Consider the following 25,844-nt stretch of genomic DNA (forward strand, 5'->3'; position numbering starts at 1 on the left):
CGTCGGCCGGCTCACGGCTCGCGGTTGCCCGTTGCCGCTGCGCCTGGCTGGGTGACCCGGAGCTCCTCGAGGGTGTCGCCGTCGAAACGCACCAGGCCGCGCCGCGCGAACTCCTCCAGCCAGCCCACCATCGGCCAGCGGCCCCAACTGCGCCGGAAGATGTGGGCGTTGCGCACGATGTCGTGCAGGTGACCGACCGGCGGATTCTCGGACGGGTGGTGTTGGTGGTAGGCGGTCGCGCCACCGGCCCACACCATCGAGCCGCCGGCTGCGCCGATCCGCATCGCGAAATCGGTGTCCTCGCCGCCATAGCCGACGTACTGCTCGTCGAAGCCGCCGACGGTGCGCCACGACCGCGCGCTCATCGCGAACGAGAGCGACCAGAACAGATCGAGGTCGTCGGCCACCCGCACTTCGTCGACGGTGAGCACCGGTCGTGCGGGGTGCGGTCGACCCAGCTGCGCCAGCTCCTCGGGCCGGTACCCCCACGTGGTGGGCGGCAGATAGCCGACCTCGCCGGCGACCACCACCGGCTGCTGCGCCGTCTCGGCCTCGACGACGTCGCGGTAGCGACCGATCAGCGACGGACCGGGGATGCAGTCGACGTCGAGGAAGACCAACACGTCGCTGCCCTGCTCCAGCGCGGTGCGCGCCGCCAGGTTGCGGGCCGCCGCCAGCGGCAGCCCGCCCGGCGCGCGCTCGATCCGTCGGACGCGGGTCGGCAGCGGTGCGTGACGCACCTGGGTCTCGACCGCGGGGTCGTCCATCGCCACGACGACCACGAGGTCGGGTGCGCACAGCGACCGCGCGCACCCGTCGAGCATCGCGGCGAGGTGATCGTGTCGGCCGTGCACGATCGTGAGCACCGCCACCTTCGTCATCGGGCGGCGTCCTCGATGGCGTCGGCGGCTCGCTGCGCCCCGTTGCCGGGGTTCCACCGATCCCAGCCCTCGGCACCGCGGCGCCGGGCCTGCTCGAGGAGATCCGGCCAGCGGTCGAGGTCGGGCCACGACTCCAACGGCACGCCGAGACCGGCTCGGCGTAGCGCACGCACCGTCGCCACCTGCTCCTCGTGCGGCCGCTCGGCGGCGACGACCACTGCGGGGCGGCGCGCTGCAGCGACATCGGCCACGGCGTTCTGCCCGGCATGCGTGACCACCACCTCGGCCGACGTCAGGTCGGCCCACAGATCGGTGCTGCGCTCACCTCGTCCGCCGCGCACGATCCACTCGCCGCCGACGCGCTGCCGGATCTTGTCGATGTCCGCCAGGCTCGGTCCGTCGCCCAAGCCGTTGAGCACGAGCACACGTCCGGGCACGGGCTCCAGCGGCGGCCGCCGGCCCCCGTCGAACATGCTGATCGCACCGACCGCCACGACACGCTCCGCCGGTCCGGCCGGCAACCGATGGGCTCCCGCCGGCCAGGGTCCGATGAGCAGGTCGGCCAGGTCGTAGCCGGTGCGATGCGGCCGGTCGGAACGGTCGCCGGGCATCACCACGGTGGCGGTGCGCACCCCGAGCAGCCGCACCAGCGCGGTGACCTCCACCGACACGTCGACCATGAACAACGCGGGGTCGTGCTGCGCCACCCATGCCGCGATCAGACGCATGCGCTCCCGATAGCCGGGCACACCGGTGGGCGCCCAGTGCAGCGCGCCGTGCGCCGTGGGGTCGGCGTCGGCGCCGAGGTCCATCGGCAGGTGCACCCAGTCGCCCTGCCAGTCGTCGGGCCTGCGCAGCGAACTCAGCACGGTTACGTCGTGGTGGCGCAGGTGCGGGCGGATCGCCTGCAGTCTGCGCAGGTGCCCTCCCCCGTGGTGGTGCACGTACCAACCGATCATCGGCCGCCGCCGCTCATCGCGGTGTAGACGTCGACGTAGTCGCGCACCATCCGGTCGATCGAGAACCTACGCACCGCGATCTCGCGCACCGTGGCCCGGTCCGTCCCGACCACCCGATCGACGGCGGCAGCGGCCGCCCGGTCGTCGTCGGCCACGACCTCGCCGCCGCCCTCGCGGACGATCTCGGCCATGCCGCCGCGGTCGAACACGACGACCGGGGTGCCGCACGACATCGCTTCGGCCACGACCAGCCCGAACGGTTCGTCCCACTGGGAGGTGACCAGGCAGGCAACCGATCGACCGACCAACCCGCTCAACTCGTACGTCGACAGGTGGCCGGCGTAACTGACCGAGCCTCCCAAGTGCGGTCGCACATGCTCGTCGAAGTAGCGCCGGTCGCTGCGTGGACCGGCCAGCACGAGCTCGCGTCCGGCGGCGCGGGCGATCTCGATGGCCCGGTGCGGCGCCTTCTCCGGCACCATGCGTCCGAACCACACCAGGGCGTTGCCACCGGGCCCTGCCGCCCACCGCTCGGTGTCGACCCCGTTGTAGATCGTCGACGAGCGCACCACCTCCCGCCACACCGTGGCGGTGCGCCGGCTCACTGCGACGAACCTCGCCCGTGGGTCGGACAGGTGGCGGATCGTCGGCTCGAGCCAGGGCGTCGGCGGAGTGTGCAGCGTGGTCACCATCGGCGTCCCGATGGAGGGGGCCATCGCGAGCGGCAGGTAGTGAAGGCTGTTGTTGTGCACCACGTCGATGTCGGTGCGACCGCGCAGCGACACCATGAGGTCCTGGTAGGCGAAGTGCTCGATCACGAAGTCCTCGGGCGGCATCGAGACGTCGCCGCGGGCGGCCCGGCTCAGCACGTGCTCGCGCACCGGCAGGATGTGCACGTCCAGCGCGGGATCCGACCCCGGACCGGCGTACAACTCGACCTCGATCCCGTGCCGGCGCAGCCCCTTGGCGAGGTTCCAACACATCGATTCCAGGCCCCCGGGGAACGGTTCTGCGATCGGCTCCCGCGCGTTGGCGATGAGCACGACTCGTGTCATCGACTCCCCGTCCCGGACGACGTCCCGGGCTGCTGACCGTCGACGGACGGCTCGAGGTTGCGGTCGGCCGCACGACGTCCGAGCGTCGTGATCCGCTGGAGCGCGGCCCTGCGCTTCGCGGACAGCTCGCCCTCCACCCGATGACCCGGTTCCAACCCGGCGTTCTCCTCGGACGTGGCTGGAAGCAGCTGCGACACCGCGCCGAGCACCCGGCGAGTGAGTCCCGGGGCCACGCCGTGCACGCGAGCGCCCACCTGGGCGAGCGGGGTGAAGGTGACGAACGGACGTCCGGCGAGCAGTCCGCCGACCACCCTGCGCGCTGCCCGGTCGGCGTCGATGGCGAGCAACGGCGCACTGGCACCGGCTGCGAACCAGCCGTACTCGGCGGCGCGGTCGCCGGTGAACTGAGCTGCACGATGCGAACCGATCCGCATCAGTCCCGGGGCGATGGAGGTGACGCTCACGCCGGTGCCCGCAAGCTCCGCGCCGAGGCCCTGACTGAAACCGAACGCTCCGAATTTCGCTGTGCTGTAGGGCAGCAGGTGCGGAGCGCTCACCAGACCCCCGACCGACGACACGACGCCCAGTCGCCCCGACCCGCGTTCGGCCATCCGCCGCGCGAGGGGCAGGCAGAAGTTGATCGGCCCCCACAGCATGGTGTCGATCGCATCCTCGAACTGCGCTCGCTCCCACTGCGACCACGGGCCCACCTGGATGATCCCGGCCACGTGCAGGCCGACCTCCACCGGCCCGAGATCGACCTCGACCTGCTCGACGAGCGCCGCGACCTGATCGGGATCGCGGGCATCGCACTCGTAGGAATGCAAGTGGTCGGCCGGCACGCCGAGCTGCGCGAGGCGCTCGCGGGCCTCGTCGCACCGCTGCCGTGACCGGGAGGCCAGGGCCACCTCGTGCCCGCGGCACGCGAGTTCGCCGGCGCACAACATGCCGAGACCGCGCGAGGCACCGAGGACGATCGCCACCGGATGACCGGTCACGGCTTCAGAACCACCTTCAGGCAGCCGTCCTGCTTGTCGCGGAAGGTGCGGTACATCTGCGGGGCGTCGACCAACGGCACGTGATGGGTCGCCAGCGACTCCAACCCGAACACGTCCTCGTCCTGGGACACCAGGTCGTACAACTCGTCGGTCCACTGCCGCACGTGGCACTGCCCCATCCGGAAGGTGAGCCCCTTGTCGAACATGGTGAGCATGGGCATCGGGTCGACGGCGCCGCCGTAGACGCCGCTGATCGACACCGTGCCGCCGCGCCGCGCGGCGTCGATGGCGGTGTGCAATGCAGCCAGTCGATCGATGCCGAAATGCTCGATGGCCGGCCGGCCAAGGGCCTTGGGCAGGCGGGCCACTGCCTTGACGAGCAGCTCGGCCACCGGCGCGCCGTGCGCCTCCATGCCGACCGCGTCGAGCACACCGTCGGCGCCACGGCCGTCGGTGAGGTCGCGCACCGCGTCCGCGACGTCGTCGACCTCGTCGAGATCGATCACCTGCGCGCCCCACTGCTGCGCGGTGGCGAGCCGCTCGGGCACCCGGTCGACGGCGATGACACGTTCGATGCCCATGTGGCGTGCCGAGCGCACGGCGAGCTGCCCGACCGGGCCGAGCCCGAGCACGCACAGGCTGCCGCCTTCGGGGACACCGGCCCACTTCACGCCCTGCCAGGCGGTCGGCAGGATGTCGGACAGGTAGAGGAAGCGCTCGTCCGGGTGGTCGGACGTGATCTTCACCGGGCCGAAGTCGGCGTGCGGCACCCGCACCCGCTCGGCCTGCCCGCCAGGCACCTGCCCGTACAGGCTGGTGTAGCCGAACAGGCTCGCGCCCGTTCCGTGTTCCTTGTTCTGGGTCGTCTCGCACTGCGCGAACAGACCGCGCTCGCACATCCAGCAATGGCCGCAGGCGATGGTGAACGGCACCACCACCCGGTCGCCGACCTTCAGCCGGCTCACGCCCGACCCGACCTCCTCGACCACGCCCATGAACTCGTGGCCCAGGACGTCACCCGGAGTCAGGTAGGCGGCGAGCACGCCGTACAGGTGCAGGTCGGAGCCGCAGATCGCGGTGGAGGTGACGCGCACGATCGCGTCCGTGGGTTCCTGCAGCACGGGGTCGGGCACCTCTTCGACCCGTACGTCCTCAACCCCTTGCCAGGTGAGTGCCTTCATCGTGCTGCTCCTTCCGAGTCGAGCGCGAGCTCCTTGGCGGCGCTGTGGGTTTCGTGTCCGCGAGCTGCCGACAGCACCTCGCGGTAGATCAGGTCGTGGGCGCGCGCGATCCGGTCGCGCTGCAGGCGGCGTTCGGCCGAGCTGATGATCGCATGCCGACCGCGCGAGTCGTAGGCGTTGCGCAGGGCCATGCGCAGGCTGCCCCGATCGATCCCGCCGAACTCGCTCCAGCGATAGACGAAGCAGTCGAGTTGGTCGCTGTAGAACCCCACCGCCGGGGCCAGAACACCGGTGCCGAGGTCGTGGCAGCCTTCGGCCCACCCGGAGTGCGTTCCGAAGCGGTACGGCAACACCGACAGGTCGAGCGAGCGCAGGTAGTCGCGCAGCTGCTCGTGGGTGAAGTAGTCGTGCACCCGCAGGTCGATCGCGCCGACCTCCTCGAGCTCTCGCAGATAGGTCGCGAGGCTGCGTGCGTAGTTGCTGCTGTGCGGATCCATGATGTCGCAGTGGGCGTCGACCTGAAGGACGGCGCCGGGCAGCGACGGCAATGTGCCGACGATCGTGCGAATGATCGGCTCGGGGTCCATGCAGGCGCGAAGACTCTTGCAGTGCAAGCCGATACGGAACTCCTGCCCGTCCTCCCGCTCCTGTCGCGGCGCTCCGACGTCGTCCAGGTCGAAGACATGGGGGTGGGGCAGGACGCGTGCTTCGCGGCCCCATCGGGCGCGGATCTGCTGGGCGGCACCGGGGGTGAGCGTGATCAGCTCCGCCGCCGCGGGCACCAGCACGTCGAGTTGCGCATCGTGCAGGTCGCTTTCCTGGTGGTGGGGATTGCGCAGATCGTGCACGGTGAACACCAGCGGGCGCCCCGCCTCGTCCAGTGCATCGACCAATTCCTGCAGCTGTTCCGGTGATCGGGCGTCGAAACCGAAGTGAATGTGCATCAGATCGAACCGGTCGACATTGGCGCGCACCCACTGCGGCTCCAACATGCCCGGCGGCCACCACCGGCCCGCTTGCCCGGTGGGTGGATCCGGCAACCGCACCACCGTGGCCTGCCCCGCGTCGGGATCGAGATGACGCACGTAGACGTGATCGGCCGGCACGGACGCAACACGGACGTGCGCGGGATCCTGGGACATGGTCCTGACGCTAGGCAGTCGCGCGACCCCCGGCCACACCCTTGAGGACTGAATCGGCGAGCCTCGACGGAAGTGACGACGCAGCCGGGCGTCCGACAGTACGGTCGGTGCAGGACGACCGCCGTGCGGGGGCCCCGCTCCCGGAGGAGGATGGATGGTCGAGAACGACCTCGACAACAACGCGCGAGAGGACGGCGAGCGGCGCCGACAGGCCGCGGGCGAGAACCGACTGCCGCCGGCCATAGCGGTCGTCGTCGCCGCCTTGGCCTACGGGCTGCTGCCGAGCGAGCTGCAGTTCGGTCCTCGGCTCGTCATGCCGGTGCTCTCGCTGCTGCTGCTCACGGCCGTCGTGGTGACCAATCCGGTGCGGATGAACAAGGAGAGTCGGTGGTCGCGGATCGCGTCGACCATGCTGGCCTGCCTGATCATCGTGGCGAACCTCGTCGGCCTCGGGATGCTGGTCGCTTCGTTGTCGGACGAGGAGGCTTCGGCCCCGGCACTGCTGCTCGGCGCCGTCCAGGTGTGGCTCACCGGCGTCATCGGCTTCGCCCTGCTCTACTGGGAACTCGACCGGGGCGGCCCGGTGGCCAGGCGCACCAAGCCGCGTTCGCAGTTGCCTCCGGCCGACTGGCGGTTCTCCCAGGACGAGAACGACGACACCGTCATCGAGGTGAAGCGCTCGGCGAGCACGACCAGCGGTTGGGTGCCGACCTTCCTCGACTACGCCTACATGTCGTTGACCAACTCCAGTGCCTTCAGTCCGACCGACACCATGCCGCTGTCGGCCCGCGCGAAGTGCCTGATGGGACTGCAGGCCACGGCGGCGCTGTTCATCTCGTTGCTGGTGGTTGCGAGGGCCGTCGGTTCGCTCGGCGGGGGTGGCTGAGCACCGTCCGTCGGGGTGGTTGCCGGCAGCGGGAACAATGAACCCCGTCGGCCGGGTTAGGTGTGAACGGTAACGCCTGTCGTCCGGACACCACCGGGCTCGACGCCACCTGCACGAACCAGGAACAGGAAGTCATGAACGCAGCACGTCTCGGCAAGGTCGCACTAGCCGGCTCCGGCAAGGCGGCGCTTGGCACCGGGCTGGCCGGCAGCGCCATCACCGCCCTGTCCGGCGCACCGGGGCAGGTCAGCCATGTGTTCCGTCGCCGGTTCCCGACCGTCGCCGTCACCGGCATGACCGGTGTGGGCAAGACCCGCCTGGCCGACCGCCTCGCCAAGCAGGCGAGTTCGGAGGCGAGTCTGGAGTCGGGCTCGGCCACGATGGAACGCCGCAGTCGGCGCACCAGCCGCCTGCACGGCTTCCGTCTGCGCGTTGTGCCCGGCGACAACGCCGCGACTCGCCTCGGTGCGCTCGACGAGGTGTTCCACGACGACCCGGTCGACGGCGTCCTGCACGTGGTGGCCTACGGCCACGCCACCCCGCGCCGTACGGCAGGGGTCAGCGGTGCGGCAGAAGCCTCCCGCGAGCAGCAACTCGCCGCCGAGCTCGAGGACTGGTCGATCACCGCGCACCGCATCGCCGCGATGTGCGTGCGCCGTGACAAGCCGGTCTGGCTGGTCATCGTGGTGACCAAGGCCGACCTGTTCGCCGACGACATCGACGAGGCCGTCCGCTACTACTCCCCCGGCAGCGGTTCGCCCTTCGCCGCCAAGTTGGAGGAGTTGCGTTCCCTGGCCGGCGGCGCCCGGCTGTCGGTCGACGTGCTGCCCGTGAGCACCGCAGCGGGCAAGGGCGACAAGGACCTCGCCCAGTTGCTCACCACGCTCGAGAAGCGGATGGCGCAGTTGTCCGGTCACTCCTGACAGGCACGCAACGGCCGCGTCCGCCTTCGTCGGAGGCCATCGCGCTACACCCGCACGGCTACCATCGACAGGCCGAGCGAATATTCATTCGTCCGACAATGACTTCGGAGGCATACATGCCGTCACCGGTTCGCATCGCGCTGGTCAACGACTACGAGTTGGTCGTCGCCGGTCTCGCCCGCCTGCTGACCCCGTTCAGCACCCGGGTCGAGGTGGTGGAGCTCGATGTGCGCGAGATGCCCAGCGAACATGTCGACGTCGTCATGTTCGACACCTTCGCCACGCTGGGTGACAAGGCTGACGGGGTGCTGGAGAAGCTCACCCGCACGGGCCAGAACAAGGTGGTCGCCTACTCCTTCGACGAGAGTCCGCAGACCGTCCGACGCATGCTCGACCAGGGTGTTGCGGGCTACTTCTCCAAGGCTGTGACGGCCCCCGAGTTCGTCGACGCCATCGAGCGGGTGCACCACGGCGAGCAGGTGGTGCTGCTGGGCAACAATCAGCCGCACCTTCTGGCCGCCTGGCCAGGAGAGAGCGCCGGGCTGAGCGCCCGGGAGTCGGAACTGCTGGCCCTCATCACCCAGGGGTTGTCCAACGAGCAGATCACCGCCGTCTGCTATCTGTCGATCAACACGGTCAAGACCTACATCCGGTCGACCTACCGCAAGATCGGCGTCTCCACCCGGGCCCAGGCGGTCGCCTGGGCCATGCGCAACGGGTTCGACATCCAGCACTGAGGGCCGCACACCGCAGGGGCCACCTCTTCGGGTGTTTCCCCGCAGCCGTCGAACGTCTAACGTCTGGACATCACTGCACGAGCGGCCGTGGGCGATCGTCGGCGGCCGCCGACGAGGGAGAGCCAATGACAGATCCCACCCAACCGCGCGGTCTCGGGGGCGAGATCCATCAGCCGGTCGAGAACGACGAGCTCATGACCAGTGCCCAGGGCATTCCGCTCAGCGACGACCAGAATTCGCTACGGGTCGGCGACCGCGGTCCCACCCTGATGGAGGACTTCCTCGCCCGGGAGAAGATCTTCCACTTCGACCACGAGCGCATCCCGGAGCGGGTGGTGCACGCGCGCGGCTACGGAGCCCGCGGCCACTTCGAGTGCACCGAGGACCTTCGCGACCTCACCCGCGCCGACGTCTTCACCAAGGGGCGCAAGACCGAGACCTTCGTGCGTTTCTCCACGGTGGCGGGCAACAAGGGGTCGTTCGACCTGGCTCGCGACGTCCGCGGGTTCGCGGTGAAGTTCTACACCCGCGAAGGCAACTGGGACCTCGTCGGCAACAACATCCCGGTCTTCTTCATCCAGGACGCGATCAAGTTCCCCGACCTGGTGCACTCGGTGAAGGAAGCTCCCGACCGCGCCTTCCCGCAGGCCCAGTCGGCGCACGACAACTTCTGGGACTTCGCAGGGCTTACGCCCGAGTCGATCCACATGACGCTGTGGCAGATGTCCGACCGCGCCATCCCGCGCTCCTTCCGGTTCATGGAGGGCTTCGGGGTGCACACCTTCCGACTGGTGAATGCGGAGGGCGACAGCCACTTCGTGAAGTTCCACTGGAAGCCGACCGGCGGCTTGCAGTCGGTGGTGTGGAACGAGGCGGTGAAGATCAACGGTGCCGACCCCGACTTCCACCGGCGTGACCTCTGGGACGCCATCAACTCGGGCAACCCGCCGTCGTGGGACCTCGGCATCCAGGTGTTCGACGACAAGTTCGCCGAGGAGTTCGAGTTCGACGTGCTCGACCCCACCAAGCTCGTCCCCGAGGAGCAGGTGCCGGTGCGCATCGTCGGCCGGCTCACCCTCGACACGGCGGTCGACAACGACTTCGCCCAGACCGAGCAGGTGGCGTTCCACACCCAGAACATCCCGCCGGGCATCGACGTCAGCAACGACCCCCTGCTGCAGGGGCGCAACTTCTCCTACCTCGACACGCAGCTGTCCCGGCTGGGCAGCACCAACTTCACCCACCTTCCGGTCAACGCACCGCGCTGCCCGGTCGCGCACTTCCAGCGCGACGGCGCCATGCAGCCGACCGTGCCGACCGGCCGGGCCAACTACGAGCCCAACAGCTGGACCGGCGACGAGCGCGGCCCCCGTGCGGATGCCACCAAGGGCTATCGCTCCTACGAGGCGGCCGAGCAAGGACCGAAGGTGCGACACCGCTCCGCCACCTTCGCCGACCACTACAGCCAGGCGCGGGTCTTCTGGATCAGCCAGACCCCGGTCGAGCAGGAGCACATCGTCGCGGCTTACGTCTTCGAGCTCAGCAAGTGCGAGAAGGAGTCGGTGCGGGCGCGCATCGTGTCCCACCTGCGCCACGTCGACGAGCAGCTCGCGGCCGATGTCGCGGACGGCCTCGGCCTCGACCTGCCCGAACCGTTCGAGGCGGCGGTCGCACCGCGCACCGATCTTCCGGCCTCCGACGCGCTGTCGATCCTGAAGAACGGCCCGTCGAGCTTCGCCGGCCGCAAGCTCGGCATCCTCACCTGCGACGGCGCCGACGCCGATTTGCTGAACGCCGTGCAGCAGGCCGTCACCGACGCCGGCGGCACGGTCGAGGTGATCGCACCGACCGTCGGCGGGGTCACCCTGAGCGACGGATCGCACCTACCGGCCCAGCAGCGGGTCGAGGGCGGACCGTCGGTGCTCTACGACGCGGTTGCCCTTCTGCCCGGCGACGACTGCGCCGACGACCTGGCCCGCAAGGCGAGCGCGAACAACTTCGTGAGCGACGCGTACGCCCACCAGAAGTTCATCGGCCACCTGCCCGCGGCGGCACCCCTGCTCGCCGCTGCCGGTGTCGACGCGGTCGACGACGGCTTCGTCGATCTCAGCGCCACCGACGCCGACGCCTTCGTGGCGAAGCTCGCGGCGCTGCGGTTCTGGGAGCGCGACGTCACCGCGTGACCTGCAGCTCACCCTCGTCGGCGTCGCGGGCGACCACCTGCGACGCCGACGCCCCCGCACGAGAAGTCCCGCACAGAAGGAAACCGATGAACGACAAGTCTCCTGACACCACCGAGACCGACCAGCTCGTCCTGCAGAACCCGGTGACCCGCTACCCGAAGATCTCGCCGCCGGCGGAGAAACAGCCGGGCACCGGCTCCGACGCCGACCTCACCCCGAAGGCAGACCTCGGCGAGAAGTCCTACCGCGGCACCGGCCGTATCGAGGGGCGCCGCGCCCTCATCACCGGCGGTGACTCCGGCATCGGAGCGGCCACTGCGATCGCCTTCGCCCGCGAGGGCGCCGACGTGGCGATCACCTACCTCGAGCAGGAGCAGGAGGACGCCGACAAGGTCGTCTCGCTCGTCGAGGCGGCCGGGCGTCGGGCCGTCGCCGTGCCCGGCGATCTGCGCGATCGTGAGTTCGCCAAGACGCTCGTCGAGAAGGTGGTCGACGAGCTGGGTGGCCTCGACATCCTGGTGAACAACGGTGGCAAGCAGGTGGCCCAGAACGAGCTCGCCGACATCGACGACGAGCAGCTCGAAGCCACGTTCGACATCAACATCCTCGCGATGTTCCGGTTGGTGCGGGCGGCGTTGCCGCACCTCGAACCGGGCGCCACGATCATCAACACCACCTCGGTGCAGGCTTACGACCCGTCGCCGACGCTGCTCGACTACGCCTCCACGAAGGCTGCGATCAACAACTTCACCAAGGGTCTCGCGCAGTCGCTGGCGCCGAAGGGGATCCGGGTGAACGCGGTGGCACCCGGCCCGATCTGGACGCCGTTGCAGCCCTCCGGCGGTCAGCTGACCGAGGACCTTCCGGAGTTCGGCCACGACACGGCGCTCGGTCGTGCGGGTCAACCCACCGAGGTCGCCGCGGTCTACGTCTTCCTCGCCTCGCCGGAGTCGAGCTACGTGGTCGGTGAGACGCTCAATGTCAACGGAGGAAGCGCCACCACACCCTGACGCGGCGACGGACTGCCGCCCCCACGCGCCTCGGAGGCCGGGGCGGGGCGGCGGCAGCCCGGGCATAAACGAATTGAGCGCCTGGTTGGCACGCCAGTACCATCCTTCCGGGCGCCGTGGTGATCGTGCGTGCGCCTCTTCCGCACCCACACCCACGAGGACTCCTCATGTCTACCGCCTCAGCCGCTCCGGAATATCCGGACAAGATCGACGGCGCTGTCCTGAAGATCGCGGGTGTCGTCGTCATCGGCGCCATCATGTCGATTCTCGACATCACCGTCGTCAACGTGGCACTGCCCGACCTCCAGACGACCTTCACCGGCGCGGACGACCCGCTGCCCTACTCCACGGTGGCGTGGACGGTCACGGCCTATACCCTGGCCCTGGCCACCGTCATCCCGCTGACCGGCTGGGCTGCCGACCGGTTCGGCACCAAGCGTCTCTACATGCTGGCCGTCGGCCTGTTCACCGCCGGTTCGGTGCTGTGCGCGGCCGCGAACAGCATCAACATGTTGATCCTGTTCCGTGTGTTGCAGGGCCTCGGCGGTGGTCTGCTGATGCCGCTCGGCATGACGATCATGACCCGAGCCGCCGGCCCGAAGCGGATGGGTCGCCTGATGGCCATCCTCGGTGTGCCGATGCTGCTCGGCCCGATCCTCGGCCCGATCATCGGTGGCTGGCTGATCGACCACTACAGCTGGCACTGGATCTTCCTGATCAACCTGCCGCTCGGCCTCATCGCGCTCGCCTACGCCGCCTGGGCACTGCCGTCCGACAGCCCCGAGCCCACCGAGTCGTTCGACTTCGTCGGCATGCTGATGATGAGCCCCGGCCTCGCGCTGTTCCTGTACGGCATCTCCTCCATCCCGGAGGAAGGCACCTTCTTCTCCGCGAAGGTCATCGGCTTCGGCACCGTCGGTCTGCTGTTGCTGATCGCGTTCGTGATCTACAGCTTCAAGCCGAAGCACCCGCTGCTCGACCTGCGCCTGTTCTCCAACCGTCAGCTCACCGTCGCGACGATCACGATGTTCATCTTCGCCGCGGCGTTCTTCGGTGGTCTGCTGCTGGTGCCGACCTACTTCCAGCAGGTGCGCGGTGAGAGCCCGCTCGACGCCGGTCTGCTGGTGGCCCCGCAGGGCATCGGCGCGATGCTGACCATGCCGATCGCCGGCGCGCTCGCCGACAAGATCCCGGTCGGACGCATCGTGCCGTTCGGCCTGATCCTGATCATCGGCGGCATGTTCGCGATGACCCAGGTCGACGGCTCGACCTCCTACTGGGGCTACATCATCCCGGTGCTGTTCGTGATGGGTCTGGGCATGGGCGCCACGATGATGCCGATCATGACCTCGGCCATCAAGACGCTCACCCACCACCAGGTGGCGCGCGGTTCGACCCTGCTCAACATCACCCAGCAGGTCGCATCGTCGATCGGTGTCGCGATCATGTCGGTCGTGCTGACCAACGGGCTGAAGAACGACAAGCTCGTCTCCCAGGCCCAGGGCTTCCACGAAGCCACCAAGGGCATGACCGACCCGGCCCAGATCCAGGGCGTGCTGCCGAAGTTCCCGGAGGTCGCGCAGATCCTCGCGACGGCGACCCCGACGACGGCGCAGGCCAAGCTGATGGACGCGGTCTCCCAGGCGATGGGCAAGGTCTTCGGCAACACCTTCTGGGTGGCGGCGATCCTGGTGGCGCTCACGCTGATCCCGGCGCTGATGATGCCGCGCAAGCACGAGGAGTCGCACTTCGCCGACGACGACGCCGACGGCGTGCCGCCGGTGTTGATGCACTGAGTCGTCACTGCATCTCGAGTTTTTCAACCGAGGCGGGTCCGGGGTTCCCCCGGACCCGCCTCGGCGTTTCCGGTCCCCTGTGGACAACTTCGGGTCGGTGTCGGTGGGCCGGGTGACAATCGGTGCCGACGAGAGGACATCCAGGTGAGCAAAAACCACAAGAAGCAGAAGCCACGCCGCGGTGCGCCCGGGGACGCGTTCGGCCGCGCGCAGTCGACGCCGGCCGGGACGGCGTTCGGCCGCACGGTCGCGCCCGGACCGTCCGAACTCTCCGATGAGGAACTTGCCCGGCAGGCCAGGCATGAGGTGAAGGTGGTGTTCGGTGAGTCGGCACTCGCTCTCCAGGTCGACGACCTGCGACGCTTCGACGACTACACCGCGTGGTTGACCGCTCGTTGCGACCACCCGGTCACCCGCGCCTTCGTCACCACCGAGATGCAACAGACCCTCGACAGCGAGCTGCGGCGCGCGTGGGAGGGAGGCTGGCAACCCGCCGACGTCCATCGCATGGCCGTGCGGCGCTCCACCAAGACGGTGGCCGCCTTCCTGCTGCGGCTGATGCACCATCAGTTGCGCTGCTATGCCCGCGACACCGTCCATCCGTCGTGGCACGCGCAGCTGGCCGAACTGCGCGACGGCTCGGCACCGACCACCGACCCGATCACGGGTGCGCGGGCCGACGGAATGAGTTGGCTGACACTTGTCGACACCGCCGCCCGCGCGCTGTACGTGTTGCGCATCCTGCCGCCGATCGAGTCGATCGGCCCTCGCCCGGGCGAGTGGACGCGTCCGGTTGACGAGGCAGAGTCGGACGTCGACGAACGCATTCTGAACCGCGTCCGTATGTTGTTGGCGAAGGCCGAGTCGACGCCCTACGAGGCGGAGGCCGAGACCTTCACCGCCGGCGCGGAGTCGCTCATCGCGCGCCACCGCATCAGCGAGGCGATGCTCGCGGCCAGTCGCACCGATCAACCCAAGGACGGCACGGCCGCCATCCGGATCGGCGTCGACAACCCGTACGAACAACCCAAGGTGCTGCTGCTGGTGAAGGTCGCCGAGGCCAACTCCTGCCAGGTGGTCTGGGCCAGTGCGTTCGGCTTCGCCACCGTCGTCGGATTCCCGTCCGACCTCGCCGGCGTCGAACTGCTCTACACCTCGCTGCTGCTACAGGCCACCAACGCGATGACCGCCGCCGGCAAGCGCTCGGTCGAGGGCGCGCACAAGCGGTCGCGATCGTTCCGGTCGTCGTTCCTCGGGTCGTTCGCGCAACGCATCGGCGAACGCCTACAGGAAGCGGTCGACGTCGAGGAGCGCGCTGCCGCAGCCGAATTCGCCGGATCCACACCCGGCGCCCGGTTGCCGGCGCTCATCGAACGCGAACAGGACGTCGCCGATGCCACCACGCGGTTGTTCCCCGAGGTCGTCCACAAACGCACCCGGATGAGCTACGACCCCGAGGGGTGGCGACACGGGCGACAGGCCGCCGACCAGGCCGACATGCACGCCCGCACCGAGGTCGGGCGGCGCTGACCGCGGACCCCGAAAGTTTGCAGATCCACGCACGTGCGTCGCGTGTCGTACAAACTTTCGGGGCGGGTGTCAGCCCATCGTCTTCTGGCCGTCGATCGACTCCCGGATGATGTCGGCGTGGCCGGCGTGCTGGCTCATCTCGGCGATGAGGTGCAGCGCGATGCGGCGCACCGTCCACCGGGCACCCGGTTCGAACCACGGCGCTTTCGGCAACTCCTGCGATGCGTCGAGGTCGGCCGTCCGCAGGTAGTCGGTGGTGTCGCGCCCCACCTGCTCCAGGCGTCCGCGCAGGAACTCGAGGGTGTCGTTGTCGGTGAGCAGGAAACGGGTGTCGCCGGCCTCGCCCTCGGAGTCGCCCTCGGCTGCGGCGTCGGGGTCGTAGTCGCCGCCCATCGCGCTCGCGCCCTCCTCGGCGAACGCGACCCAGCCCGCCTCGTTGTCGGCGACGTGCTTGAGCAGTGAGGCGATCGTCAGTGCGCTCACGGTGCTGTTGCTGCGGGCCTGCTCCTCGGTGAGGCCTTCGGCGGTGCGCAGCAGGAACTGACGGTGCAGGTCGAGGGTCTGGATCAGATCGTCGTGCTCGGTCATGTCGCTGGCTCCTTCCGGCCGGGACGGTCCCAGCCGCCTTTTCCAACGCTAGGCACTCTTCCGGCCACTTTCCGACCTCAATTCGCAGCGGCGAAAGTTTGCCGATTCCTGCACCTACATCGCGTGCCCTGCAAACCTTCGCAGGTGGCGGATGCGGTCGAGGAGTGCGCGCAGGGGTTCGTGGGCGGTCGGGCGGAAGTGGGAGGGTGGTTGATTCAGGCCGAGCGATGCCGTCCGGACGGACCTTGCGCGACCTCGTCGAAGAAGTTTCGGCCGGCTGTCGTATCGGCCGACCGCCGTTCGTGGCATGGGTGAGGGCGCTCGCACCGAGCACCCTGGACAACAACCGAGTCAGCACGACAGGAGCAACGAAATGCCCGAGTACCTCATCACCTTCAACGACGAGTGGGTGCAGGAGCACACCGCTGATGAACTCGCCACCAAGGGCGTCTCCTCGAAGGCGCTCGTGCGCGAGATGCAGGAGGCCGGCGTGCTGCTCTACAGCAACGGCGGACTCGACGAGTCGACCGCCGTCTGCAGCGCGACGAAGGTCGACGGCAAAGCCGTCATCACCGACGGACCGTACATCGAGACCAAGGAACACCTCGGCGGGTTCTGCGCGATCGACGTGCCCGACGACGACACCGCCCGCTACTGGGCCGGGCGCCTGGCCGAGGTGCTCGACTGGCCGCAGGAGGTGCACCGCTTCCGTGGCCCCGGCATGGGCGCCACCACGGTGGGCCCCACCGACGCCCTCGGCCAACGCGCCTGACCCACCACCCACCACGAACGAACCAGGAGAACTGTGATGGCCCGCTACCTGATGTCCGTCTTCGGACCGACCGAACCCGCCGAATTCGGCCCCTACGACTCCAAGGAGGAGGTGCTGCAGTCGTTCGCCGACACCGGCGCCTTCAACGACAAGCTCCAACGCGAGGGCTACTTCGTGTTCGCCAACGGCCTCGAGCCGGCGACCACCGCCACCACCGTCGACGGACGCGGTGACAAACCGGTGATCACCGACGGCCCCTACCTGGAGGCGAAGGAACACCTCGGCGGCTTCTGGGTGATCGAGGCGCCCGATCTCGACGTCGCGCTCGCACTCGCGGCACAGGGGTCGAAAGCCTGTGGCAACACCGTCGAGGTGCGGCCGTTCCACACCGAGGAGTCGTTCGACGCGATGTTGAATGGCGACTGACCTCACCGCCGCGATCACCCGAGTCCACCAGCAGGAATGGGCGCGGGTGGTCGCCGGACTGACCCGCCGGTTCGGCGATCTCGACATCGCCGAAGACGCAGCGGCCGAGGCGTTCGCGACCGCGGTCGAGCGCTGGCCCGCCGACGGTGTGCCACCCAACCCGGGCGGTTGGCTCACCACGACCGCCACCCGCAAGGCCCTCGACCGCATCCGCCGCGAAGCGCAGCGCGACACCAAGCACCAGGCGGCTCTGATGATCTCCGACGACACCCCGCATGTCGCGAACGGCCCGATCGACGACGACCGGCTCCGCCTGGTGTTCACCTGCTGCCACCCGGCGCTCGCTCCCGAGGCACGAATCGCGTTGACGCTCAGAATGATCGGCGGTCTCACTGTCGCCCAGATCGCGCACGCCTTCCTGGTGCAGGAAACCACGATGGCGCAGCGAATCACCCGCGCGAAGGCCAAGATCAGGGCCGCGCACATCCCCTACCGGGTGCCCTCGACGGCCGACATCCAGGAGCGGGTCACGGCGGTGCTCGCGGTCGTCTACCTGATCTTCGACGAGGGTTACCTCGCCGGCGAGGGAGATGACGCGCTGCGGGTCGATCTGTCCGACGAGGCGATCCGGCTCGGCCGGTTGTTACGCAACCTCCTGCCGGACGACGGCGAGGTGACCGGACTGCTCGCGCTGATGCTGCTGACCGACGCCCGTCGCGCGGCGCGGGTGTCGCGCACCGGCGAATTGGTGACCCTCGCCGATCAAGACCGCGGTGCCTGGAACCGCTCGCTGATCGCGGAAGGACACGCCCTGGTGCGCGAACGGCTCTCGGCCGTCGCCGCCGGTGGCCCGGCCCCCGGACGCTTCCAGTTACAGGCGGCGATGAACGCCGTCCACACCGCGGCGCCCGACGCCCGCGACACCGACTGGTCGCAGATCGTCGCGCTCTACGACCGGCTGGTCGCGATCGACCCGTCGCCCGTCGTCCGGCTGAACCGCGCAGTGGCGATCGCCGAACTCGACGGCCCCGCAGTCGCATTGGCGCAGGTCGACCGGCTCGGCGAATGGCTCGAGGGCTACCACGCGTTCCATGTGACGCGGGCCGACCTACTGCGACGACTGCACCGCAGCGAGGAGGCGCGGACGGCGTACGACCGGGCGATCGAGCTCGCCGGCAACCCGGCCGAGCGGGCGTACCTGTCGCGGCGGCGCGACGAGTTGAGGTGACCAAGCACGAAGTCGCGCCAGACGCGAGTTACTCCGCGGTTCGGCGCGATACGCCCGAGTAAGGCGCGCCTGACGCGAGTTGGTGCGACACCGATCTGCCCGACCAGACGCGCCCGACGCCTCAGCTGACCGCCCCGCGCCGCGCGAACCGCTCGTCCTGCCAGACCCCCGAGGTGAGGATCTCCTCCAGCACGCTCACCGCGTCCCACACATCGGCGTAGCCGAGGTACAGCGGGGTGAAACCGAAGCGCATCAGGTCGGGCGCACGGAAGTCGCCGATGACTCCGCGCGCGATCAGCGCCTGCATGATCTGGTAGCCGCCGTCGATGCGCAGCGACACCTGGCTGCCACGTCGGTCGTGGTCGCGCGGGGTGACGATCTCGAGGTCGTACGCGGCCAGTCGGGTCTCGACGAGCGCGATGAACAGGTCGGTGAGCGCCAGGCTCTTGGTGCGCACCGCCTGCATGTCGACGTCGGCCCAGACGTCGAGGCTGGCCTCGAGTCCGGCGAGCGAGAGCAGTTGCGGGGTGCCGACGCGGAAGCGGGTGATGCCGGGCGCGGGCTCGTAGTCGACGGTGAAGTCGAACGGCTTCGCGTGTCCCTGCCAGCCGGTGAGCGCCGGCCGGGCGGCGTCCTGGTGCCTCGCCGGCACCCACAGGAAGGACGGCGAACCCGGGCCGCCGTTGAGGTACTTATAGGTGCAGCCGATCGCGAAGTCGGCATCCGCGGCGTTCAGGTCGACCGGCACCGCACCGACGCTGTGGCAGAGGTCCCAGATCACCAATGCGCCTGCGGCGTGCACCTTTTCGGCCACCGCAGCCATGTCGTACATCCGACCGGTCCGGTAGTTGACGTGCGTGAGCACCACGGCCGAGACGTCGTCGGCCAGCACCTCGTCGAGGCTCGGGCCGTCGTCGTGGATCAGCCGCCGGTCGAGGTCGCGGTCGGCTCCGGCGAGCAACTCCTGGGTGCCTTGGATCATGTAGAGGTCGGTCGGGAAGTTGTCCCGCTCCGACACGACCACCGACCGATCGGGGCGCATCCGCAGCGCGCTCACCAATACCTGGAACAAGCTCGCCGAGGTCGAGTCGGCCACCACCACCTCACCGGACGCCGCCCCGACCAGCGGCGCGATCCGGTCGCCGACGTCGGTCGGCTTGGTGAACCACGACGCGTCGTTCCAGCTGCGGATCAGACCAAGGCCCCACTCGTCGGTGATCGTGCGGCCGACCCGGGCGAGGGTGTTCTTCGGTAGCGCACCGAGCGAGTTGCCGTCGAGGTAGATCACACCCTCGGGCAGTTGGAAGCGGTCGCGGAAGGCGCCCAGCGGGTCGCTCGCGTCGGCCTCGACGCACTGCCCGCGGGTCGACGGCACGTGGTTGCTCATGCTGGCTCCTCCGGGTCTGGTCGGCGCCGTTGCCGACCTCGAACCGACCATATCTGCACCGCTCACGCCCGGCCGGGCGACCGATTCGCTCTGTCCTGAGACGATCGCCGCGACCTGCTGACTTCGCCCAGCCCCGCTGGCAGGATGCGGACATGAGCGCACCTGAGGTGAGAACGTCCGCCGGCCTCGTCCGGGGCATCACGACGAGCAACGGCACGGCCGCCTTCTTGGGCATCCCCTATGCCGAACCCGCCACCGGCACAGCCCGATTCGCTGAACCGAAGCCGCGCGCGGCCTGGGACGACGTGCTCGACGCGAGCGCGCACGGCCCGACGTCGCTGCAGGGCCCCTACCCGCCGCCGATGGACGCGCTGCTGCCGAGCAGCGTCTCGCCCGGCGACGACTACCTGAACCTGTCGGTGTGGACGCTCGACCCTGCGGCGTCCGGACTGCCGGTGATCGTGTGGATCCACGGCGGCGCGTTCGTGCGTGGCGCCAACAGCGTGCCGACGTACGACGGTGCCGCGTTTGCGCGCGACGGCGTGGTGCTCGTCGGCATCAACTACCGACTCGGTGTGCCCGGCTTCCCGGTGCTGCCCGACGCTGCGACGAACCTCGCCCTGCGCGACCAGTTGCTCGCGCTGCGCTGGGTGCAGGTCAACGTCGCGGCGTTCGGCGGCGACCCGGCCAATGTGACGATCATGGGCGAGTCGGCCGGCGGGATGAGCGTGGCGACCCTCATGGCGATGCCGGCGGCGAAGGGCTTGTTCAAGCAGGCGATCATCGAGAGCGGCGGCGGTGTGTCGGCCGGTCTGCCCGACGAACTCGGCTCGATCACGCGGGCCGTCGCCGAGAAGCTCGGCGTCGACGCGACCGCCGAGGGGCTCGGTGCCGTGAGCGCCGACGACCTGCTCGCGGCGCAGAACGCAGTCAGCCTCGACCTCGTCCTCGACCCGCGCCCGGAACGCTGGGGTGCGAGCACGATCCGCGGCGGCTTCGGCATCATGCCGGTGTTCCCGGCCGTCGACGGTGACCTGCTGCCCGGTGTGCCGGAAGCGCTCATCGCCGACGGCGCGAGCAGCGACGTGCCGCTGCTCACCGGCACCACCCGCCAGGAGTTCAACCTGTGGGCCATCGGCCTCAACATGGCCGCCGCGGTGACCGACGACAACCTGGCCGAGTCGCTCGGCCGGTACGGCATCCCGCCGCAGATCGTCGACGGTTACGTCGCGCGCCGTCCGGGTAAGTCGGCGGGCGAAGTGTTCTCCGACGTGATCACCGACCTGCTCTTCCGCGAACCGACGCTGCGCATCGCACAGGCCCGCACCGGTTCCGCGCCGACGTTCGTCTACGAATTCCATTGGGCCTCACCGACGCAGGGCATCGGGGCGTGTCACGCCCTCGAGTTGCCGTTCGTGTTCGACACCCTCGGCGACGCGTCGTCGGTGCTCGCCGGACCCACCGCGCCGCAGGAGATCGCCACCGCGATGCACGCCGCGTGGGTCGCCTTCGCAAAGTCGGGCGACCCGGGCTGGGCGGCGTACAACACCGACACCCGCACGACCCGGCGGTTCGCGACGGACGGCCCCGAGACGGTCGACGACCCGCGCGGCGACGACCACCGCGCCTGGGCTGAGGCTCCGCCCGCCCCTCCGCAGAACCCGGCCACCTGACCCCCGCCAAAGTTTGCGCGCTTACGTTGCGTGTCGCGCAAACTTTCGGGGCTGGGGTGACGTCCGTAGGGTCGTCACCATGAGCTTCCTCGAGGTGCCCAAGGCCCGCCCCGGCGACAAGATCGCGGTGCTGTCGCCGTCCTTCGCCGCGCCCGCGGTCGCCGCGGCGATTCACGAACAAGCGATGCGGCGGCTCACCGCGATCACCGGGCTCGAGGTCGTGGAGTATCCGACGACTCGCAGGCTCGGTGCGTCGGCGACCGATCGTGCGGCCGACCTCAACGCGGCGTTCGGCGATCGGAGCGTGCGGGCCGTGCTCGCCACGATCGGCGTTGAAGATCAGATCACCGTCGTTCCTCACCTCGACGCCGAGCTCGCGCACGCCGACCCGAAGCCGTTCCTCGGCTACAGCGACAACACGAACATCCTGAATTGGTTGTGGACCAACGGGATTCCCGGCTTCTACGGTGGGTCGAGCCAGGTGCACCTCGGGCCCGGGCCACACGTCGACCCGGTGCACGAGCAGTCGCTGCGCGCGGCGCTGCTGAGCGGTGAGCGGCTCGAGGTGATCGACCCGGGCGAGTCTGAGGACATCGGCGTCGACTGGCAAGACCCCCGCGCGCTAACCGAATTCGGCGAACGCGAGACCACCGAGCCGTGGACCTGGGCCGGACCGGCGCGCGCGGTGACCGGGCGCACCTGGGGTGGGTGCATCGAGATCATCCAGTGGGTGCTGACCGCCGGACGCTTCCCCACCGACCCGGCGGTGCTCGACGGTGGCGTGCTGCTGCTGGAGACCTCGGAGGAGCTCATCCCGGCACGGGAGTTCGGATGGATCCTGCGGTCGATCGGCGAGCGCGGGTTGCTGGCCGCTGTCGATGCCGTGGTGGTCGCGCGGCCGCCGACGTCCGACTTCGAGGTGCGACCCAGCGCTGCCGAACGCCGCGCCAAGCGCGACGAGCAGCGCGACACGGCCATCGACGTGGTCACTGGCTACAACCCGGACGCGGTCGTCGTGGTCGGCCCGCCGTTCGGCCACACGCGTCCGCAATGGGTGGTGCCGTACGGCGGTCAGGTGACCGTCGACGGCGCTGCGCGCAGGCTGTACGCGGACTACGCCTGACCGACCCGCCCTCCGCGAATGTTGGCGCGGTTGTGCGCTTGCGTCGCGTGTCCCGCAAACTTTCGCGAGGCGCAGCGTGTGCGGGCAACCGCAGCGTTTGCGGGGTGTGTGGTCAGTCGATCGGCGGGTGTTCGCCCTTGATCACGAAGTAGGAGCCGCGGATCGTGCCGGCCAGCTTCGACTTCTGGCGGGCCCACTTGAACGCGTCGAGTTCGGCCGGCGGCTCCATGCCCTCGGACAGCTTGAACCCGACGGCGCGCTTGCCACCGTCGGCCACCGTGTAGAGCACATTGACGGCGAGCCCCGACTCGTAGAAGACGTGCACCCAGTTGATGCCGTCGACGTCCGCCACCGCAACCTGCAGCGGCTTCGACTCGATGACGATGTCGCGCTCGTCCTTCAGCACCTTCGCGACCCGCTCGACCTCGGCCGCGGCCTCGGCGAAACCCTCGGCCGCTTCGACCGTGAACTCGTGGTCGTACTTGTTCTTGAAGTAGCGAGCTTCGTTTGCGCGCAGCCCGGCCAGCGCCTCGGCCATCGGTGACGACTCGAGGCCCTCGGTCGACACGTTCACGAAATCCACGACCTGGCCCATGGGTGGCCTCCGTATCGAACTGTTGAACTGCGGACGGGAACGCCGATGACGCTACCCCGGACGGTCAGCCGCGGAAGACGTCGAGCTGTCTTGTGCGCTGCTCATGATGGGTGGCCTTCCGGGAACAGGAGTAAGACCGTGCAGTTCACGCTACTGCCGCCTGCCCGTGTTGCAACATAGCCGCAGGCAGCGGATCTGCCGCCAAGTCACTGCACTCCGGCTGGACGCCCAGCCTCATCGACCGGCCGGAAACGGGTCGTCGAACCCAGCGCGAGGAAGCTCGCGGCCGACGGATCGGCGCCGGCGAGTGCGAGGGCCAACGCCTCGTCCACCGGCCGCCCGGCCGCGAGGTGCCGGTGGTGGGCCGACATGACGCTCGCGGCAACCTCGTCGGGCACCGGACGCGGCGCGGCGACGACGCTGACCGCGCCGAGCGACCACAGCGACGACGCCAGCCCGAGGGTTTCGTCCCCGGGGCGCACCGTGGCAGCACCGACCTCACATGCGGAGAGCACGATGTGTTTGGCGGTGACCCCGGCCGGCTGGAACTCGTGCGCGAACACGGCGCCGCCGGCGAGTTCGACGGACGAGAACAGCGGGCTGTCCGGACGGTGCGTGCCGTGCGCCGCGACGTGCACCAGGTCGGCGTCCGTCACGGCACGCACCAGGTCGTCACCGGTGCTCGCCTCCATGAGTTCGATTGTGCGCCAGGCGTGTTGCACCGCCCTTGCTTCGTCGCCGGCGCGTGGGAGCCGCGGCCCGGTGCACACGGTCACCCGCGGCGCGGCGGTGACCTCGGTGGCGCGGGCGGCCCAACCGGTGAGCGAGCGCGCAACGTTCACCGGGCGACCGCTCATCCGGGGCAGGAGCGACCATGGCAGGCCGGCAAGCTCGGCTCCGGCAATCACCACCAGCCCGCCCGCGTCGAGCCGCCAGGGCGACAGCAGCAGCCGATCAAGCTGCTCCGCACCTGACTTCAGCGATCCGAGCACCGAGGAGCGCATGGCCCCCAGATGCACCGTCGCCGCCATCTGCAGGTCGGCGCGCACCCTGCGGGCGAGCTCGGCGATCTCGTCGGCCGACCCGAGGTCGACGATGCGGGCCCGGCCGCGCGTGACTCCCAGACCGAGCAGGCGGTCGTCGTGACGGACGAACCAGAGCAGGTCGCGGTCGTGTTCGGCGAGCAGTGATCGGGCCCGCGCCAGGTCGGTGCGCGGCGGGCTTGGCGCGAGTCCTTCGTTGGTGAGCGCCCAGCTGCGGGCTCGAGCCCGCCGATGGAGCACGTCCTGTCGGCGGGCGAGGTCGGCGAGCTCGCGCGCATCCGACTCCTCTCGGGTGCGGTCGACGAGGGTGCGCAACTGCTCGGTGAGCTGCATGAGTTCGGGATCGGCCGGCGGCCGCACGGTGGGCAGCCGATCGGTCGCCGACCGCCACCGGTCGAGCGAGGCGAGCACCGCACCCGGCCCGTGGTCGAGCGCGAGTCGCAGGTCAAGCCGGGCCAACTGGACGCCGTGCACCGCGGCCGCCGTACGCAGGTCGAGACTCGCGCTCTCGGCGCGGCTGCGACCGAGTTGGCGGGCCGCGTCGGCCAGCATCCGCCTGGCCGCGCCGGGCCGCTGCTGTCCCGCGCTCACCCCGGCACGCACCCAGGTGCGGTGCAGTCCGGCGGCGCTGGAGGGCGCCGTCCGGCCCGAGCTTCGCTCGAGCCACGACTGTGCAATATCCCACTGCTGCAATCGGATCGCTGCCTGGGCCGCGGTGGCCGCCACGTGATCGGCCAGCTCGCTGTCACCGCGTGCCCGGGCAGACGCCCACAGCGTGCCGCAGTCGTGGAGGCAACGGGCAACCGCTCGTCCGGCATCGAGCGAAACGGCCAGCTGCAGCAGGTGGGCGCGCTCCTGCCACGCCGTCGCACCGATCCGTGCGTACAACTGCTCGGCGCGGCCGGCGTGCCGCGACGCGGCGTCCGGGTTGCCGAGCAGCCGCTCGGCGCGGGCGAGCTCCAACTGGATCTCGGCCGCCGTGTGGTCGGGTTTGCGCGGGCGCACGTGCTCCGTCGCCGTGGTCAGCACCGTCCGCGCGTCGTCGACGAGGCCGCATTCGAGCAGCACGATCCCCCGGTCGAGCAGCAGGATCGCCGGAGTGACGTAGCCGTCGTCGACGTCGCCGGCGGAGACGAGTTCGAGGGCGCGCGGCAGGTTGCCGGCGAGGTATTCGGAGTAGCCCTCGTCGTGGATCGCGGTCGCGGCCATGCCGTCGTGCCCCAACGCGTCCGCGATCTGTCTGGCCCGGCCGAAGGAGCGCGCCGCCGCCCGCTGCGAGCCCACCATCGCACGCAACAGGCCGTCGGTGACGAGCACCGAGCACTGCTCGAGCTCGGTGAAACTGTCGAGCCCGGCGAGCGCCGTCGACATGTCCTCCAGCGCCGCCGCGAGGTCGCCCGACCGGCCCAGCACTCCCGCCCGCTGGAAGTGCCACCGCGGGCGCCACCGAGCGGGGTCGAGGTCGCGGGCTTCCTCGACCGCGAGCGCGAATTCCGTGTGTGCCGAGGCGAGTCCGTCGAGCAGGAACTCGGTGAGCGCGCCGGTCAGCCGGGCGTTGAACCGGATCCATCGGCTCTGCTGCGACACCCCACGCGCGTCGGCGCGATCGAGCGCCGCGCGGGCACGCTGAAGGGCGAGCCGCGCGCGTCGGGGCTCGCCGACGTGGTTGTGTTGGACGGCCGCGCGGCGCCACGTCTCCGCGCGTTCGAGCAGATCGCCGATGGTGCC

At 69.8% G+C, this 25,844-nt stretch carries 22 protein-coding genes; 12 read left to right on the forward strand and 10 right to left on the reverse strand.

Annotation, left to right across the window (positions count from 1 at the left end):
- Positions 1-11 precede the first annotated feature (11 nt).
- From DFJ65_RS01255 to DFJ65_RS01280, 6 genes are read right to left on the reverse strand one after another with little or no spacing between them, the layout of a single operon-like run.
- Complete coding sequence (locus DFJ65_RS01255; protein WP_115921448.1) at positions 12-881, reverse strand: glycosyltransferase family 2 protein; 870 nt, start codon at positions 879-881, stop codon at positions 12-14.
- The gene (locus DFJ65_RS01260) at positions 878-1,840 is read right to left on the reverse strand and encodes a glycosyltransferase (RefSeq protein ID WP_115921449.1); all 963 of its coding nucleotides are present in this window, start codon (positions 1,838-1,840) and stop codon (positions 878-880) included. The genes DFJ65_RS01255 and DFJ65_RS01260 overlap by 4 nt, the downstream gene beginning before the upstream one ends.
- The gene (locus tag DFJ65_RS01265) at positions 1,837-2,895 is read right to left on the reverse strand and encodes a glycosyltransferase (RefSeq protein ID WP_115921450.1); all 1,059 of its coding nucleotides are present in this window, start codon (positions 2,893-2,895) and stop codon (positions 1,837-1,839) included. Before DFJ65_RS01265 ends, DFJ65_RS01260 begins: the two co-directional genes overlap by 4 nt.
- Positions 2,892-3,893: an SDR family NAD(P)-dependent oxidoreductase gene (locus DFJ65_RS01270; RefSeq protein WP_115921451.1), complete on the reverse strand. Its 1,002-nt coding sequence runs from the start codon at positions 3,891-3,893 to the stop codon at positions 2,892-2,894. The genes DFJ65_RS01265 and DFJ65_RS01270 overlap by 4 nt, the downstream gene beginning before the upstream one ends.
- Positions 3,890-5,074 (reverse strand): zinc-dependent alcohol dehydrogenase, encoded by a 1,185-nt coding sequence (locus tag DFJ65_RS01275; RefSeq protein ID WP_115921452.1) that lies wholly within the window; start codon positions 5,072-5,074, stop codon positions 3,890-3,892. The genes DFJ65_RS01270 and DFJ65_RS01275 overlap by 4 nt, the downstream gene beginning before the upstream one ends.
- Positions 5,071-6,216 (reverse strand): glycosyltransferase family protein, encoded by a 1,146-nt coding sequence (locus DFJ65_RS01280; protein WP_147301268.1) that lies wholly within the window; start codon positions 6,214-6,216, stop codon positions 5,071-5,073. The genes DFJ65_RS01275 and DFJ65_RS01280 overlap by 4 nt, the downstream gene beginning before the upstream one ends.
- A gap of 154 nt (positions 6,217-6,370) precedes the next feature.
- Between DFJ65_RS01280 and DFJ65_RS01285 the strand changes: the two genes are divergently transcribed.
- The 7 genes from DFJ65_RS01285 to DFJ65_RS01315 all read left to right on the forward strand — a co-directional run bounded on the left by DFJ65_RS01285 (position 6,371) and on the right by DFJ65_RS01315 (position 15,281).
- The gene (locus DFJ65_RS01285) at positions 6,371-7,102 is read left to right on the forward strand and encodes a hypothetical protein (protein WP_115921454.1); all 732 of its coding nucleotides are present in this window, start codon (positions 6,371-6,373) and stop codon (positions 7,100-7,102) included.
- A gap of 134 nt (positions 7,103-7,236) precedes the next feature.
- Complete coding sequence (locus tag DFJ65_RS01290) at positions 7,237-8,025, forward strand: GTPase domain-containing protein (RefSeq protein ID WP_115924038.1); 789 nt, start codon at positions 7,237-7,239, stop codon at positions 8,023-8,025.
- A gap of 116 nt (positions 8,026-8,141) precedes the next feature.
- Positions 8,142-8,762, forward strand: coding sequence for a response regulator transcription factor (locus DFJ65_RS01295; RefSeq protein WP_115924039.1), 621 nt, complete (start codon positions 8,142-8,144; stop codon positions 8,760-8,762).
- A 125-nt stretch (positions 8,763-8,887) separates the two neighbouring features.
- Positions 8,888-10,945 (forward strand): catalase, encoded by a 2,058-nt coding sequence (locus tag DFJ65_RS01300; protein WP_115921455.1) that lies wholly within the window; start codon positions 8,888-8,890, stop codon positions 10,943-10,945.
- Between the two features lie 86 nt (positions 10,946-11,031).
- A complete protein-coding gene (locus DFJ65_RS01305) occupies positions 11,032-11,955 on the forward strand; it encodes a glucose 1-dehydrogenase (RefSeq protein ID WP_115921456.1) in 924 nt (307 codons plus the stop codon).
- A 167-nt stretch (positions 11,956-12,122) separates the two neighbouring features.
- Positions 12,123-13,751 carry a DHA2 family efflux MFS transporter permease subunit gene (locus tag DFJ65_RS01310; protein WP_115921457.1) on the forward strand — a complete coding sequence of 543 codons (1,629 nt, stop codon included), beginning with the start codon at positions 12,123-12,125 and terminating at the stop codon, positions 13,749-13,751.
- A 144-nt stretch (positions 13,752-13,895) separates the two neighbouring features.
- Positions 13,896-15,281: a DUF2786 domain-containing protein gene (locus tag DFJ65_RS01315; RefSeq protein ID WP_115921458.1), complete on the forward strand. Its 1,386-nt coding sequence runs from the start codon at positions 13,896-13,898 to the stop codon at positions 15,279-15,281.
- Positions 15,282-15,350: 69 nt separating this feature from the next.
- Here the strand turns inward: DFJ65_RS01315 and DFJ65_RS01320 are convergent, their stop codons facing one another.
- Positions 15,351-15,869 carry a DinB family protein gene (locus tag DFJ65_RS01320; protein ID WP_115921459.1) on the reverse strand — a complete coding sequence of 173 codons (519 nt, stop codon included), beginning with the start codon at positions 15,867-15,869 and terminating at the stop codon, positions 15,351-15,353.
- A 373-nt stretch (positions 15,870-16,242) separates the two neighbouring features.
- Here DFJ65_RS01320 and DFJ65_RS01325 point away from each other — a divergent pair, with 373 nt between their 5' ends.
- The 3 genes from DFJ65_RS01325 to DFJ65_RS01335 are packed head-to-tail and all read left to right on the forward strand — an operon-like array spanning position 16,243 to position 18,295.
- On the forward strand, positions 16,243-16,641 hold the full coding sequence (locus DFJ65_RS01325) for a YciI family protein (RefSeq protein WP_115921460.1): 399 nt from the start codon (positions 16,243-16,245) through the stop codon (positions 16,639-16,641).
- Between the two features lie 36 nt (positions 16,642-16,677).
- Positions 16,678-17,067: a YciI family protein gene (locus tag DFJ65_RS01330; RefSeq protein WP_115921461.1), complete on the forward strand. Its 390-nt coding sequence runs from the start codon at positions 16,678-16,680 to the stop codon at positions 17,065-17,067.
- Positions 17,057-18,295 (forward strand): RNA polymerase sigma factor, encoded by a 1,239-nt coding sequence (locus DFJ65_RS01335; RefSeq protein WP_115921462.1) that lies wholly within the window; start codon positions 17,057-17,059, stop codon positions 18,293-18,295. The genes DFJ65_RS01330 and DFJ65_RS01335 overlap by 11 nt, the downstream gene beginning before the upstream one ends.
- A gap of 121 nt (positions 18,296-18,416) precedes the next feature.
- Here the strand turns inward: DFJ65_RS01335 and kynU are convergent, their stop codons facing one another.
- On the reverse strand, positions 18,417-19,682 hold the full coding sequence (gene kynU, locus DFJ65_RS01340) for a kynureninase (RefSeq protein ID WP_115921463.1): 1,266 nt from the start codon (positions 19,680-19,682) through the stop codon (positions 18,417-18,419).
- A gap of 152 nt (positions 19,683-19,834) precedes the next feature.
- Here kynU and DFJ65_RS01345 point away from each other — a divergent pair, with 152 nt between their 5' ends.
- A complete protein-coding gene (locus DFJ65_RS01345; protein WP_115921464.1) occupies positions 19,835-21,355 on the forward strand; it encodes a carboxylesterase/lipase family protein in 1,521 nt (506 codons plus the stop codon).
- A gap of 79 nt (positions 21,356-21,434) precedes the next feature.
- A complete protein-coding gene (locus DFJ65_RS01350) occupies positions 21,435-22,478 on the forward strand; it encodes an LD-carboxypeptidase (RefSeq protein WP_115921465.1) in 1,044 nt (347 codons plus the stop codon).
- A 112-nt stretch (positions 22,479-22,590) separates the two neighbouring features.
- Here DFJ65_RS01350 and DFJ65_RS01355 read toward each other — a convergent pair whose 3' ends face one another.
- Both DFJ65_RS01355 and DFJ65_RS01360 read right to left on the reverse strand, forming a co-directional pair.
- Positions 22,591-23,073, reverse strand: a complete 483-nt coding sequence (locus DFJ65_RS01355) for a phage tail protein (protein WP_115921466.1) — start codon at positions 23,071-23,073, stop codon at positions 22,591-22,593.
- A 206-nt stretch (positions 23,074-23,279) separates the two neighbouring features.
- Complete coding sequence (locus DFJ65_RS01360; RefSeq protein ID WP_115921467.1) at positions 23,280-25,703, reverse strand: CHAT domain-containing protein; 2,424 nt, start codon at positions 25,701-25,703, stop codon at positions 23,280-23,282.
- Between the last annotated feature and the right edge of the window lie 141 nt (positions 25,704-25,844).

This window comes from Calidifontibacter indicus, assembly GCF_003386865.1.
Lineage (GTDB): Bacteria > Actinomycetota > Actinomycetes > Actinomycetales > Dermatophilaceae > Yimella > Yimella indica.

Coding starts and splice junctions, on each gene's coding strand:
- DFJ65_RS01255 (WP_115921448.1), bottom strand. CDS start 881: ATGACGAAGGTGGCGGTGCTCACGATCGTGCACGGCCGACACGATCAC.
- DFJ65_RS01260 (WP_115921449.1), bottom strand. CDS start 1,840: ATGATCGGTTGGTACGTGCACCACCACGGGGGAGGGCACCTGCGCAGA.
- DFJ65_RS01265 (WP_115921450.1), bottom strand. CDS start 2,895: ATGACACGAGTCGTGCTCATCGCCAACGCGCGGGAGCCGATCGCAGAA.
- DFJ65_RS01275 (WP_115921452.1), bottom strand. CDS start 5,074: ATGAAGGCACTCACCTGGCAAGGGGTTGAGGACGTACGGGTCGAAGAG.
- DFJ65_RS01280 (WP_147301268.1), bottom strand. CDS start 6,216: ATGTCCCAGGATCCCGCGCACGTCCGTGTTGCGTCCGTGCCGGCCGAT.
- DFJ65_RS01285 (WP_115921454.1), top strand. CDS start 6,371: ATGGTCGAGAACGACCTCGACAACAACGCGCGAGAGGACGGCGAGCGG.
- DFJ65_RS01290 (WP_115924038.1), top strand. CDS start 7,237: ATGAACGCAGCACGTCTCGGCAAGGTCGCACTAGCCGGCTCCGGCAAG.
- DFJ65_RS01295 (WP_115924039.1), top strand. CDS start 8,142: ATGCCGTCACCGGTTCGCATCGCGCTGGTCAACGACTACGAGTTGGTC.
- DFJ65_RS01300 (WP_115921455.1), top strand. CDS start 8,888: ATGACAGATCCCACCCAACCGCGCGGTCTCGGGGGCGAGATCCATCAG.
- DFJ65_RS01305 (WP_115921456.1), top strand. CDS start 11,032: ATGAACGACAAGTCTCCTGACACCACCGAGACCGACCAGCTCGTCCTG.
- DFJ65_RS01310 (WP_115921457.1), top strand. CDS start 12,123: ATGTCTACCGCCTCAGCCGCTCCGGAATATCCGGACAAGATCGACGGC.
- DFJ65_RS01320 (WP_115921459.1), bottom strand. CDS start 15,869: ATGACCGAGCACGACGATCTGATCCAGACCCTCGACCTGCACCGTCAG.
- DFJ65_RS01325 (WP_115921460.1), top strand. CDS start 16,243: ATGCCCGAGTACCTCATCACCTTCAACGACGAGTGGGTGCAGGAGCAC.
- DFJ65_RS01330 (WP_115921461.1), top strand. CDS start 16,678: ATGGCCCGCTACCTGATGTCCGTCTTCGGACCGACCGAACCCGCCGAA.
- DFJ65_RS01335 (WP_115921462.1), top strand. CDS start 17,057: ATGGCGACTGACCTCACCGCCGCGATCACCCGAGTCCACCAGCAGGAA.
- kynU (WP_115921463.1), bottom strand. CDS start 19,682: ATGAGCAACCACGTGCCGTCGACCCGCGGGCAGTGCGTCGAGGCCGAC.
- DFJ65_RS01345 (WP_115921464.1), top strand. CDS start 19,835: ATGAGCGCACCTGAGGTGAGAACGTCCGCCGGCCTCGTCCGGGGCATC.
- DFJ65_RS01350 (WP_115921465.1), top strand. CDS start 21,435: ATGAGCTTCCTCGAGGTGCCCAAGGCCCGCCCCGGCGACAAGATCGCG.
- DFJ65_RS01355 (WP_115921466.1), bottom strand. CDS start 23,073: ATGGGCCAGGTCGTGGATTTCGTGAACGTGTCGACCGAGGGCCTCGAG.